General features: G+C 62.8%; 11 protein-coding genes. 3 read left to right on the forward strand and 8 right to left on the reverse strand.

Annotation, left to right across the window (positions count from 1 at the left end; translation table 11 throughout):
- Positions 1-12 precede the first annotated feature (12 nt).
- Together FHX10_RS11205 and FHX10_RS11210 are read left to right on the forward strand one after the other, a co-directional pair.
- Positions 13-1071 carry an ABC transporter ATP-binding protein gene (locus FHX10_RS11205; protein WP_047612080.1) on the forward strand — a complete coding sequence of 353 codons (1059 nt, stop codon included), beginning with the start codon at positions 13-15 and terminating at the stop codon, positions 1069-1071.
- A gap of 19 nt (positions 1072-1090) precedes the next feature.
- Positions 1091-2359, forward strand: a complete 1269-nt coding sequence (locus FHX10_RS11210) for an MGH1-like glycoside hydrolase domain-containing protein (RefSeq protein ID WP_127429865.1) — start codon at positions 1091-1093, stop codon at positions 2357-2359.
- A gap of 13 nt (positions 2360-2372) precedes the next feature.
- On the opposite strand, the gene FHX10_RS11215 is transcribed toward FHX10_RS11210, so the two are convergent.
- From FHX10_RS11215 to FHX10_RS11250, 8 genes are all read right to left on the reverse strand, one after another.
- The gene (locus FHX10_RS11215) at positions 2373-5000 is read right to left on the reverse strand and encodes an AAA family ATPase (protein ID WP_132573367.1); all 2628 of its coding nucleotides are present in this window, start codon (positions 4998-5000) and stop codon (positions 2373-2375) included.
- On the reverse strand, positions 4997-6121 hold the full coding sequence (locus tag FHX10_RS11220; RefSeq protein WP_127429867.1) for an exonuclease SbcCD subunit D: 1125 nt from the start codon (positions 6119-6121) through the stop codon (positions 4997-4999). Before FHX10_RS11220 ends, FHX10_RS11215 begins: the two co-directional genes overlap by 4 nt.
- Before the next feature lie 278 nt (positions 6122-6399).
- Positions 6400-6879, reverse strand: a complete 480-nt coding sequence (locus FHX10_RS11225) for an MEKHLA domain-containing protein (protein WP_164735881.1) — start codon at positions 6877-6879, stop codon at positions 6400-6402.
- Positions 6880-7012: 133 nt separating this feature from the next.
- Positions 7013-8203, reverse strand: a complete 1191-nt coding sequence (locus FHX10_RS11230; RefSeq protein WP_127429868.1) for a M20 aminoacylase family protein — start codon at positions 8201-8203, stop codon at positions 7013-7015.
- A gap of 70 nt (positions 8204-8273) precedes the next feature.
- The gene (locus FHX10_RS11235; protein ID WP_184389296.1) at positions 8274-9053 is read right to left on the reverse strand and encodes an amino acid ABC transporter ATP-binding protein; all 780 of its coding nucleotides are present in this window, start codon (positions 9051-9053) and stop codon (positions 8274-8276) included.
- Complete coding sequence (locus FHX10_RS11240; protein WP_097596064.1) at positions 9050-9979, reverse strand: amino acid ABC transporter permease; 930 nt, start codon at positions 9977-9979, stop codon at positions 9050-9052. The genes FHX10_RS11235 and FHX10_RS11240 overlap by 4 nt, the downstream gene beginning before the upstream one ends.
- Positions 9976-10866, reverse strand: coding sequence for an ABC transporter substrate-binding protein (locus FHX10_RS11245; RefSeq protein ID WP_047612092.1), 891 nt, complete (start codon positions 10864-10866; stop codon positions 9976-9978). Before FHX10_RS11245 ends, FHX10_RS11240 begins: the two co-directional genes overlap by 4 nt.
- Positions 10867-10941: 75 nt before the next feature.
- A complete protein-coding gene (locus tag FHX10_RS11250) occupies positions 10942-11904 on the reverse strand; it encodes a nitrate ABC transporter substrate-binding protein (protein WP_127429870.1) in 963 nt (320 codons plus the stop codon).
- 100 nt (positions 11905-12004) lie between these two features.
- On the opposite strand from FHX10_RS11250, the gene FHX10_RS11255 reads away from it, so the two are divergent.
- Positions 12005-13330, forward strand: a complete 1326-nt coding sequence (locus tag FHX10_RS11255) for a PLP-dependent aminotransferase family protein (RefSeq protein ID WP_127429871.1) — start codon at positions 12005-12007, stop codon at positions 13328-13330.
- Positions 13331-13349 lie beyond the last annotated feature (19 nt).

Consider the following 13349-nt stretch of genomic DNA (forward strand, 5'->3'; position numbering starts at 1 on the left):
GGGACCATCGACATGGCCAATATTGTCATCGACCGCATCCGCAAAAGCTTCGGAGCCTTCCAGGCGCTGAAAGAGGTCTCGCTGACGATCAACGACGGCGAATTCGTCTCGCTGCTCGGTCCGTCCGGCTGCGGCAAGACCACGCTGCTGCGCATCATCGCCGGCCTCGAGACCGCAACATCAGGCGATGTCCGTATCGGCGACAAGTCGGTGATCGGTCTACCGCCTAAGGATCGCGGCCTGGCGATGGTCTTCCAGAACTACGCCGTCTTTCCGCATATGACGGTCTATGAGAACGTCGCCTTCGGGCTGCGGATGCAGAAGGCCGACGACACCAGGGTGAAGGCGCAGGTCGAAAAGGCCGCCGGCCTGTTGCATATCGAGCAATATCTCGACCGCTACCCGAACAAGCTTTCCGGCGGCCAGCGCCAGCGCGTCGCGGTCGCTCGTGCCCTTGCCGTCGAACCGAAGGTTCTCCTGATGGACGAGCCGCTTTCGAACCTCGATGCGCTGCTCCGCCTCGAAATGCGCACGGAACTCAAGACCGTGCTGCAATCGGCGGGGACCACGACGATCTACGTCACCCACGACCAGACGGAAGCCATGGGCCTTTCCGACCGCATCGCCGTCATGCATGGCGGCGTGGTCGAACAGGTCGGCCATCCGGTCGAGATCTACAATCACCCGGCAACACGTTTTGTCGGCGGTTTTATCGGCAATCCGCCGATGAACTTCATCAAGGTGCCGGTTTCGAACGGCCAGGTGGCGGCAGGGTCCGAGCAGTTTGCAGCGCCTGGGGAATCCGGCAATGAAGTCATCCTTGGCCTGCGTGGCGAGGCCGTCGAACTCGCGCCGTTGCCGCAGGGTCTCGAAATGAGAGTGCGCGTTGCCGAGCCGATGGGCTCGCATCTGCTTCTGACCGGTTCGATCCACGATCAGCCGGTCCGCGTCATCCTGCCGGCCTCGGAAACCGTGAAGAGCGGCGAGACGATTGGCCTGAAGCTCGACCAGAAGCGCATCACCTGGCTTTCGCCCGAAAGCGGCAAGTCGTTTCCGGCCGTCTTGGCCTGAGAATACCGGAGTTCCCGAAATGAACATGCATGTCGACCAAGCCAAGCGCATCCTCGCCGCCAACGATCGCGGCGGCTATACGGTGCCGACCGACCGGCTCTACCCTTTCCAGTGGAACTGGGATTCCGCCTTCGTCGCCATGGGCTTCGCGCTCTACGACACCGACCGCGCCTATCGCGAGCTGGAGCGGCTGGTCGAGGGCCAGTGGGCGGACGGGATGATCCCGCATATCGTCTTCCACGCCCCAAGCGAAACCTATTTTCCTGGACCGGATGTCTGGCGCACGAAGCACACGATCGCGACCTCCGGCATAACCCAGCCGCCGGTCTTCGCGATCGCACTGCGCAAGCTGCATGAAGCCGCCGGCAAGGGTGCCGAAGCCCGTACCCTGCCACTTTACGAAGCGGCGCTGAAATGGCATCGCTGGTGGTATTCCGCCCGCGATCCCGATGGCACCGGCCTGGTCGCGCTGCTGCATCCCTGGGAAAGCGGCAGCGACAATTCTCCCGCCTGGGACATCGCGCTCGCTCGTGTACCCACCACCACCGATACCCCTGTCGTGCGCAAGGATACCGGCCATGTCGATGCCGACATGCGTCCGCGTGACGAGGATTACCGCCGCTTCATTCATCTGGTCGATACCTATGCCGCCTGCGGCTGGGATCCGGCGAAACAATGGGAAAAGGCGTCCTTCAAGGTCGCCGAGATCCAGACGACCGCTATCCTGCTCAAGGCCGGCGAAGACCTCGAGCACCTTGCCCGGCTGTTCGACCGGACCGAGGACGCGATCGAGACCGCTGCCTTCAACAACCGCACTCGCAAGGCGATCATGGCCCAATGGCGGCCGGACCTCGCGCGCTTCGTCTCGCAAGACTTGATCTCGGGAGAAGATGTCGAAGCGGCGACGCAAGCCGGTTTCATCCCCCTCCTCTCACTGGATCTCGACAAGCAGATTGCCGACGCGCTGGTTGCGGAAATGAAGGCCTGGTCGAAGGATCTCAAGGTCGCCTTTCCGACGACGAAGCCGGGCATCGCCAGCTGGGAGCCGAAGCGTTACTGGCGCGGTCCCGCCTGGGCAATCATCAACTGGCTTCTGATCGACGGATTGAAGCGCAACGGCCACACGGCTGTCGCCGAAAAGCTGCGGCGATCCACGATCACAGCGATCGAAACGGAAGGTTTTGCAGAATATTTCGACCCGGTCACCGGCCAAGGCTGCGGTGGCCTCGGCTTTTCCTGGACGGCTGCCGCCTATCTGTGGCTTGAGCGACGCGTCGGCGTTACCTGAGCATCGATCTAGATCAATCCGGCTGCCATGGCTGCATGGTCAGCACGTTTCCGCCAAGCTTGGCGAAGGCGCGTTGGCGACAGGAGAAGACGAGGATCTGCTGGTCGCGCGATTGGCGGTGCAGCGCATCGAACATCCGCTCGATCCGGTCGTCGTCGGAATAAACAAGCGCATCGTCGAGGATGACAGGCGCCGGCCGGCCGTCGCGGGCAAGCAGCCGGGCGAATGCAAGGCGGGTCAGCACCGAGAGCTGCTCCCGCATGCCGCCGCTCAACCGATCGACATCCTCGTCCTGGCCGTTGCGGCGCACGATCTGCGGTAGCAGCGTGTCGCCGTCGAAGGTGATCGAGATATCGTCGAACAGCAGGCCGAGCAGCGGGGCGAGTTCGTTCATGATCGGCTTGAGATAGAGGTCGCGCGCCGCCGCCCGCGTCGCCGTCAGCGCCTTGCGCAGGCGATCGAGCACGCCGACCTCCGTCTCGAAACGCTTCACCTGCTCGCGCGCCGCTGCAAGCAAATCCCGGCTTTCCAACCAGTTTTCTTCTACCGCGCTGTCCGAGCGGGTGCGGATCTGACCGCCGAGATCGGCAAGCTCCTCGCGAAGCCTGGCAATTTCGCGTCCTGCGGCGTCGGCAACCGAGCGCGCCCGGGCAAGGGCGGCCTCTGCGCCTGCGAGGTCCCGCGCTGTCCGGCGCAAAGGTCCGGCCCGGAGCTCGACCGCATCGAACCGCTCTTTGGCGCTGGACAATTTTACGGCAAGGTCCTGTTGCACGGCATTTCGGCCGGCTTCGGGACCGATGATCGCCTCGATGGCCTCGAGTTCCTGACCAAGCCTGGCGTGCTCTGTCTGCGCGCGCAATATCGCCTCGCCGGCCTCGGTGCGCATCACCGATGCCTCCCGCGCCCGGTTCCGCGCCAGTTCGATGCGCCGCGTCGCATCCGCGAGACGGGCGCGCACCTCTTCCGGGTCGGCGTCGAGTTCGATCGGACCCTGGCTGAGTTCGGCAAATCGGGCGGCGTCGAGGTGAAGGGCGTCGATGCCCTTCGGGGCGAGATCGGCGAGCCGCTGGCGCGCCCGCACCAGCTCCTCGTGTTTGCTCCGCGCGGCAATGTCGCGCTGCCGCGCCGCGAGCAGACTGTCGACACCGAGCTTGGCAAGCAATGTTTGGCGGGCGGATTGCGCGGTCTCCAGCGCTCCGTCCTGCTCAACCTGCCGGCTGGAATGAATGGTCAGGGTGCCGACGCCTGCTATGTCGAGCCTCGCCATTCCGGCAAAGCTCCTATCCTCGCCCCCAGGCAAAGGCTGGTGGTCCATGCTCACCGATCCGGAGGCGTCTTTCAGGTAGTCGATCCGGAGCGTGGGAAGGTCGACTTCGGCGGCTGCGCGCAGTCCAACGATCTTGAGATCCAGCGCTTCGAGCCGTTCGATCCCATCGGCTGGAATGGCGAGCAATGCATGCGCCGCCTCCCCGTCCTCGATCTGCTGCCGCGCCGCTTCCGCCTGTTCGAGACGCAGACGAACCTCGGCCAGACGCTCGGCGGCGTGGCGCGAACGCAGTGCCGCCTCCAGCCGCGCGAGTAATTCGCGGTTGACCCGCTCGTCTTCTTCGGCCGCCTGCACCTCCGCCGTTGCGGCCTCGCTTTCAACAAGCGATGCCGTGCGTCGCTCGGCTGCATTGGAAAGCTCGTTCGCCGCCAAGGCGAAACGCCGCGCGAGTTCGCCGCTGCGGTTCAATGCGGCCTGGAAGCGCTCATATGCCTGCTGCGCCTCCTCGCGGCGGCTGGCGGCCAAGGCAGCCTCGGCATCGAGCGCCTTGAGTTCCCTCTCGTGCAGCTTGGCGGCTTCGAGCACCGCCTCGGCATTGGAAATAGCCGCCTTCCGGCCGGCCTCCTCGTCCGGATTTTCCAACTCGTTCAGTCTCGCCTGCACTGAGCGGCGGCGGTCGAGCGCGCCGTGCAGCATCTCCACCTCCTTGGCCAGCCGCGCCTCCTCCTCCTGCAGCCGGTCACGCTCCTCGAGAGCGGCGGCAAAGCGGCCTCCGGTCTTCGGCCGGAGCGTCGCGGTGACCAGGCGATTGAGTTCTTCCTCACAGGCTTCAAGCACCGCCGACATGCGCCGTCCGCCGGTCAGCGCCTCCACTTCGCCCTGCACCGACGACAGCAGGCTTTCGCGCACCCGCTTGTCGTTTTCTTCCTCACTCTTGCTGCGATTTTCGATGCCGGTGACGCCCTGGCGCACCCAGAGCAGGCCTGCCGGGCCGGAGGTTCCACCGGAAATGAGATCGCCGATGAAAGCCTCGGCTTCGTCGGCCTGAGCGACGAGCCGACCGCTGTCGAGATCGGTGACGCTGGCGCGCCGTCCGCCATAGAATTGCTTGGTCAGGCGGTAGCGGCCGGCGTCGATCGTGATATCGGCCTCGACGATCGGATTGCCGCCGCTATAGGGACGCAGCATCTGCACGTTCTTTGGCGTGCCGCTGTGCGGCTGGAAAAACAGGGCATGCAGCGCCTCGAAACAGGTTGATTTGCCATGTTCGTTGGCGGCGCTCAGCACATTGACGCCGTCGGTGATTCCTTCGACTGATATGCCGCGGCCGGCAAAGCGTTTGACATTGTGGAGGCGAAGGGCGGTCAGTTTCATCGATCGATCGCCTCGCAATAAGAAAACAGCCGGATCAATGCTTGACGCGCCACGGTCCTGTCGTCGCCGGAACGGGCCTCGTCGAGGCTTTCGGCAAGCAGCAAGTCCGCAGCATCGCGCAGCGCACCGGCTCGGTCGATGGTCTCGAGATCATCGCTCTCGCAATCGGTCCCTAGGAGGTCGGTATCGATCTCCAGATGTGCAAATTCCGGCGCGACCTGCTCCAGCAGGCTGATCATTGCCGTCCGCCCGTTCAACCGGGCACGGCCGGACAGCGCGACGCGCAACAGGGTTTGTCGCCGCGCGAACGGTTCCGGCAATGCGGCCTTCAGCGCTTCAACACCGTCTTCCGATGCCAGCAGCGGAAGCTGCAATGTCTGCCAGGAAAAGCTGGCGGTCGTCACCGCCGTCGTTGTCGGCATCGCCCCCTGTCCGGCAATGGAAACGACCATCGCCTGCCCTGGCCGGTCATGCTTGAAACGGTCCGGCTCGGGAGCGCCGCTGTAATATGTTCTGGCGTCCACCGCCACCAATCCGTGCCAATCGCCAAGCGCCATATAGTCGAGGCCGGCCAACGCCGCGCGGTTCGGCGCAATCACGTTCGTGGCCGTGGCATCCTCCGAAAATTCCTGGATCGGGCCATGGGCGAGGCCGATGCGGATAGCGCCGTCCGGCGTGTCGGCACCGGTCATCCATTCGGTCAGGTCGCGGCCCGGCCTCCTGGTCGTGCAAGGCGCCGGCAGCAGGACGACGTCAGGTCCAAGCGCAAGGGGTGCTGCTTCCGTCGCCAGAGTGACATTGTCGGGCAACACGCCGCGCGCCGCGCTCCAGAGCTGGTCCGCCAGCAGCGAATCGTGATTGCCCGGAAGCAGGACCCAGCGCAGCGGCGTATTCCGGGCCATCTCGCCAAGCGCCTGCCGAAGCACGGCGGGTGTCGGCGTCTCGGTATCGAATGTATCGCCCGCCAGCAGGACAACGCCCGCCCCATGCTCTCGCGCCGCATTGGCAAGCCTGGTGATCACGCCATGCCGGGCCTCACGCAGGCGCCCTCTCAAATCCTCCGGAAGATTGCCAAATCGCTTGCCAATATGAAGGTCCGAACTGTGCAGAAAGGAAAACATTAGCCAGCCATGTCTACGATGTGCCGCGAGCTTCCCAGCATGGCCAAGGGCTTCGCCCGCAGTGTCGTGATTCCGTTGTTCAGGGACAGACCATGCCTCCCGATAACTGGCGAGGCAAGCTTATCCTGGACAAACGCACTGTTATCCAATGCTTGTCTAACTCTCAGCGATATACGACATCGCATTGCCCAGCCGCCACCGTCCCTTGTCCGCTATTGTCAGCTGCCAACAGCGACGGAATGCCGGCGTTGAGGAACCTGGTCGAACACCACCAGCGCTCAGCTCACCTGCTCGTCCTGCCAGGAATCGAACGTTGCCGCCTGACCGTGACGGCGTCCGTTGCGGTCGACGAGATTCCAGACGATGGCTTTCTCGATATAGAAACGCCGCCCTGACTTGGCGATGCGAAGTCCGCGGTAGTCGGCGATAAAGCCGTTGGCTGCCACGGCATTCAGCAATCTCTCGCGCTCCGCACGGTCCGGCGCCTCTGCGGAAAGACGCGACGGCAAAGTGATGAACTCGTCCCATGAATATTCAAAGCAGGCCTGGGCCGCACGGTTGGCGTAGATGAAGCGTGGATCGGCTTCGGTGTTGTGAGCAAGGACTACGGCCGGCGACGTGTGGTAAAGCCATTCGGCCCCTTGGCCCTCCGGCGCCAGGCGGCGTCCGACGCTTCGTTCGAAGCTTTCCGCCATCAGGGCGTAAAATTCGAGATCGCAGGACAAGTCGAGTCCGGCGTCGTGATAGTTGGCAATCATGCTGCGCATCCTGGATTGCGACGAGAGATCCTGAAGGGATGTTCTCGCATGAAAAAGGACTAGGAAATCCTTTCGCGCTACAAAAAAGTGCAAGCTCCAAATGGGACGCCGTAAAAGCTGGGCAGCCGGGATTTCAGGTGTCGTCCCGGAGGTAACGCTCCGCGAGCCTTGCCCACATTGCCGCACCGACCGTCAGGCTGGCATCGGCGAAGTCATATTTGGCACTATGCAGGATGGCGGAATTCATGCCGTTGCCGAGGCGCAGGAAGCTGCCCGGCTTATGCTCGAGAAAGTGTGAAAAATCCTCGCTGCCGGGAATGAGCGGGCAGGTCGCGACCTTGTCTTCGCCGATCAGTTCGGCCGCGACGATGCGGGCAAAATCCGTCTCGGCAGGCGAGTTGACGACGACAGGATTGCCGCGATCATAGTCGATCTCGATCAAAGCACCGTGACCCTCGGCCACCGAGTGGGCAAGCTTGGTGATGCGCTCCTGTAAGAGATCGCGAATGCCAGGTTCGAAGGAGCGCACGCTCAAGGCGAGCTTGGCATATTCCGGAATGACGTTGACGGCATCGCCGGCATGGATGGTGCCGACGGTGATGACCGCCGTCTGGGTTGGATCCAGGTTGCGCGAGATGATCGTCTGCAGCGAGACGACGAGGTTGCACGCCACGACCACCGGATCGATGGTCAGGTGCGGCCGTGAGGCATGGCCGCCCTTGCCCTTGATGGTAATCTCGACGGTATCGGACGCCGCCATCATCGGGCCGGATCGCAGCAGGATGGTGCCTTCGGGAGCACCAGGATGATTGTGCAGGCCGAAGATGGCGTCGAACGGAAACCGCTCGAACAGGCCGTCGGCGATCATCGCCTGGGCGCCGCTATTCTTGCCCGCCTCTTCCGCCGGCTGGAAAATCAGCGTCACCGTGCCGTTGAAGCGACGGGTGCGGGCAAGATATTCGGCCGCCCCAAGCAGCACAGTGGTGTGGCCGTCATGGCCGCAGGCATGCATCTTGCCGGGCGTGCTGCTGGCATAGGGAAGTCCGGTTGCCTCGATGATCGGCAATGCATCCATATCGGCGCGAATGGCGATGCCCTTGTTACCCCGGCCGGCGCTGAGCCGCGCGACGACGCCATGGCCACCGACATTGCGGGTCACATCATAACCCCAGCCTTCCAGCTTTTCTGCGACATAACGCGCCGTTTCCGCCTCTTCGAAGGAGAGTTCCGGATGGGCATGCAGGTACTGGCGGGTCGCCTTCAACTGCGCTTCCATGGCTTCGAAATCGGAAAGGCGGGCATAGGCATTGTCGAGCGTGGGCATGAAAACATCCAGTATTGATCGAAAGAACCGTTGCTCCGGCCCGAGGGTCGAAGCAACCGACTGACATCGCTCAGAGAAAACGGGCGAGAAAGGCCTGGGTCCGGGGATGTTGCGGATTGCCGATGACATCCTCTGGCTTGCCCATCTCGACGACATTGCCGCCGTCCATGAACACCACCCGATCGGCCGCCTCGCGGGCGAAACCGATCTCGTGGGTAACGACGATCATGGTCAGGCCCTGTTTGGCGAGATCGCGCATGGTGGACAGGACTTCGCCGACGAGCTCCGGGTCGAGCGCAGAGGTGGGTTCGTCGAACAGCATCAGCTTCGGCTTGATCGCAAGCGCGCGGGCGATGGCGACGCGCTGCTGCTGACCGCCGGAGAGCTGGCGGGGATAGCTCCCCGCCTTTTCCGACAGGCCGACCCGCTCCAAAAGCCGCATGGCGTTCTCGGTCGCGGCCTTGCGGCTTTCTCCGTGCACGCCGACCGGGGCCTCGATGATGTTCTGCAGCACCGTCATATGCGGATAGAGATTGAACTGCTGGAACACCATGCCGATCTTGCGCCGCTGATGAGCGATCCTGTTGCTGGACAGCTTTTCCAGCCGGTCCTTGCGCAGGCGATAGCCGATCTGTTCGCCATCGACTTCGATGAACCCTTTATTGATCGCTTCGAGATGGTTGATGCAGCGCAGGAAGGTCGTTTTTCCCGAGCCGGACGGGCCGAGCACGACGACGACTTCACCCGGCATGACGTCGAGGTCGATCCCCTTCAGCACTTCGAGCTGGTCGAAGGACTTGTGGACGTTGCGGGCTCTGACGAGCGGCTTTGCAATCGCGGCGGCGGTCAATGGCTTGCCTCCTCGACAAGGGTCTCGGATTTGGCGGCGACGGCATTGTTGCGCCGTTCGCTGCGGCCGTAATAGGCCTCGATATAGCTCTGGCCGAGATTGAGGATCGAGGTGATGAACAGGTACCAGAGGACCGCGACAAGCAGCATCGGCACGATCTCGAAGGTGCGATTGTAGATCGACTGGACGGAATAGAGCAGATCGGCCATGGCGATGACGCTGACGAGCGAGGTCGCCTTGATCATGCTGATCAGCTGGTTGCCCGTCGGCGGCACGATCGAGCGCATCGCCTGCGGAATGATGATCCGCCACAGCGCCCTGCCCTTGGTCATGCCGAAGGCTTCCGCCGTCTCGAACTGGCCGCGATCGACCGAGAGCAGGCCGCCGCGAATGATCTCGGCCATATAGGCCGCTTCGTTCAAGGCAAGACCGACGATCGCCGCCGTCATCGGCGTGATCACCGAATTGGTCTCCCAGCTCGCCAGCGTCGGGCCGAACGGAATGGCGATCGAAAGTTCAGGAAAAAGGGTCGAGAGATTGTACCAGAAGATCAGTTGCACCAAGAGCGGCGTGCCGCGAAAGAACCAGATGAACAGCGATGCCAGCGACCTTGCGAGCCGGTCGTTCGACAGCCGGGCGATTGCCAGCCCGAGGCCGAGAACGATGCCGATGGCCATGGCGATCACAGTCAGACCCAGGCTGACATAGAGGCCGCTGATGACAGTCGGATCGAAGAAATAGGCCGCGACGACGGGCCAGCCGAAATTCTCGTTATGGGCGACGATCCACAGGAAGTTCGCGGCAATGAGGAGCACGGCCATCCATAGGACGAGCCGACCCGTTCGAAAGGGCTTGTGGGCGTGGGCAACATCCCGGAAGTCCGCACCGCCCGAAGGCGATGCGGCAGTCACGCCGTGATTGCTCATTTCGGCAGGGCTCCACCAAGATTGAGGCCGGGCTGCTTGATCATGTTGTTCTCAAGACCCCACTTCTTCATGATGGCGGCATAGGTGCCGTTATCCATCAACGCCTTGATCGAGTCGAGCAAAACGGGGCCGAGCGGCGAGCCTTTCGGCACGACGGCGCCCTGATAGAGGTCGTCGAAGCCGTTCTTCTGGCCGACGCCGCTCAGTTCCAGCTGGCCGTTTGCCTGAGACACGAAATAGGTCAACGGTGCCTGCGACGAGAAGAAGGCATCGGCGCGTTTGGAGCGGACCGCCAGGATCGAGCTCGGCTGGTCGGTATAGGACTGCACTTCGGGCGCTGGCTTGCCCGCCGTCTTGCACTTTTCGACCTGAGCCTGGATCACCTTTTCGGCGGAGCCGCCGGCCATGACGGCGATGCGATTGCCGCAGGCGCTGTCGAGCGAAGCGATGGCCTTCGGATTGCCTTTCTGGACGGAGAAGACCACGTATTCCTGAACCCAGTCGACGAAGTCATTGGCCTCTTCACGGGTCTTGAAGTCACCGATCGGACCGAAGGCGAACTGGTATCGGCCGGAATTGATGCCGGCGAGCAATGCGGTCAGTCCGCTGACAGTTTCGTGCTCGATCGTGACGCCGAGCATCTGGCCGATCGCATCGGTCAGATCGGCGCTGGCGCCGGTCAGTTCCGTGCCGGTGACGATCTCATAGGGAGGAAAAGAACCGTTGTTGACGGAGATCATCTTGCCGTCCGTGCGGATCTTCTCCGGCAGGCGAGCGCGAAGCGCGTCGTTGACGGTCTGCTTGGCGACGGCGGACTCCTCGGCGAAGACCGACGTCGTCATCATCAAGCCCATCAGGGCGGCGGAAGCGATCAGTTTCGAATGCATGTCATTCCCCTTTTTTGGTTTTGCGAAAATGTTAATTCAACGTCGAGGCCTGTGAGGGAGTTTCGCTGGCCTCGTTCACCGGGCCTTGGCGTGCCACGGAAACAGCTCGGCGGGCGTCAAACGGCGCGGCATGATCTTCTGTTCGTAAAGTTCCTCGGCAAAGTCGGCGATCATCGCCTCGTTCTCGGCAAACCCGCTGACGTTCCAGTTCGGCGGCAGGTCGGCCGCGCAGCGGCGCAATTCGTCGATCATCCAGGGCGTGGTGTCGGCATATTTCTCACGCTTCTCCAGCCAGAGACGCTGGGACTCGTCGATCAGCCCGCTGAGTTCATCCATGATCCAGGGATGCTCCCTGACGATATCAGCCTTGAAGCCGATCAGATGCATGCCCGGGACGTAACCGACCTCGTGGAAGTAGGCGACTTCAGCGGCGCGGAAATCATCCAGCACCTGGCGCAGGGGCGATTCCTGCTCGAAAAAACCCTTCGGCATGAAAGGCGTGAAGACGGCATCCAGCCCGCCATCCAGCAAGAGATCGACCATCGGGCGCTCGCCGGGGACCGCCTCGATGCGGCCGGGCCGTCCAAAACCATCGAGCCGGTCGGCGATCGGATGGGCCTCCGTCAGGCGTCCGGCATACCACATGGCATCCTCGACTCCGACGCCTTCGCGGCGCAGCGCGGCCCGGGTCCATGTATTTCCGGAATCGCGCCAGCCAGTCACCCCGATCTTCTTGCCGGCCAAATCGGACAGCGTGCGGATCGGGCTGCCCTTGGCGGTGATGATGCAGCGATGGCGGAAGCCGCGCATGATGAAGTTCGGCATGCCGAATATCCGATCATCGCCGTCATGACGCATCTGCGAATAGCGGCTGAAGGACATTTCCGCGGCGTCATGAGCCTGGTCATCGCCAAGGCTGGAGACCAGCGTGCCGACGCGATCCACTTTGATGTCGAGACGGGACGAACTGACATCGCCGAGAACAAGCGGCGTCATGTAATCCCAGTCTCTTAGGGCGATGCGAAGCGTCACAGGCATGCAAAAACTCACTGAAATGGCTCGACGAGCGGGAAATTAAATGTTCAAAATGATGAGTACAAATGTTATTACGTTATTGAACATTTAAAGTGAGAGAAAAATGGGCGATACGATCGAAGCCTCCTGGTTTGCCGAAAAAATAGCCGATCGCAGCATGCGGGGGATTGCCCTCGAAACGAGTGCACTGATCCGCGCCGGTGCCCTGCCGGTCGGCACGCGCATGCCGGCGATTCGCGATATCGCCTACGAATTGCGTGTCAGCCCAGCGACGATCTCCCAGGCCTGGAGCGAATTGCGGCGGCAGAAGATCATCAGCGGCCGGGGGCGCAACGGCACCTGGGTCAGCGGCGACCGCTTTGTCGCCAGGCCGGAGCGTCTTGCGAGTTCGGGAAATTATGCCGCTGGTGTGCTCGACCTCACCTTGGCCGGGCCGGATGCTGCACTTCTTCCCCGCCTTTCCGAAGCAATGGCCTATGGCGCGTCAGCCGCCGACCTCAACAGCTATGAGCGCAGTCGTATCGTGCCGGAGCTGAAGGACGCCGTTTCTGTGCGATGGCCCTATGAGGCGGAAGCCTTTCTGGCCACCAATGGCGGCTACAACGCCGTCTATACGGTGTTGCATGCGCTGGTCTCTCCGGGTTCGTCGGTCGCGATCGAACATCCGACCGCGATGCGGCTGCTCGATATCCTGGAAGATCTCGGGGTAAAAATCATCCCCGTCGCCTGCGACGGCGACGGCCCCTTGCCGGATTCGCTGCGCGAGGCGTTGCAGCAACGGCCGGCGGCCTTCCTGTTCCAGCCGCGGCTGCATTCCGTGACCGGCACGACGGTCAGTGCATCCCGCCTCGATCAACTCGGAGATGTGCTGGAAGGCAGCGATACGCTTGTCATCGAGGACGATGGCGTCGGCGACGTGTCGGCAGCGCCTCCGCATTCGCTGGGTGGCCGATTTGCGGAGCGGACGATCCATATCGTCTCACTCTCGAAAAGCCTCGGTCCGGATCTGCGTCTCGCCGTCCTGTCGAGCTCCGCGCCGATCGTCGACCAGATCCAGTCCTACCGTTCCTTCAGCGCCGGCTGGACCAGCCGCATCCTGCAGAGTGCCGCCGCCTGGCTGTTGCGCGATCCCGCAACCTGGCGGCTCATCGGCGAGGCGCGCGCGATCTATCAGCAGAGGCGCGACGCTCTTGCCGACGCACTCTGCGAACGGGGAATGGCGATACCGCCAGGCCAGGGCCTGTGCCTGTGGGTGCCCGTCGTCTCCGAACCATTCGCGATGGTGACGCTCGCCGCACGCAATATCGCCGTCAATCCGGGCAGCAAATTCTCCGTCCTGCCCAGCAATCATATTCGCGTGGCGACCAGCACGCTTGTGGATCGTTGCGAGGAAGCTGCCGACGCGATCGCGCTGGCGCATGCGCCGTGAAAGGCAGACGCCGCGGGGA

It is taken from the genome of Rhizobium sp. BK591 (assembly GCF_014195045.1).
GTDB lineage: Bacteria > Pseudomonadota > Alphaproteobacteria > Rhizobiales > Rhizobiaceae > Rhizobium > Rhizobium anhuiense.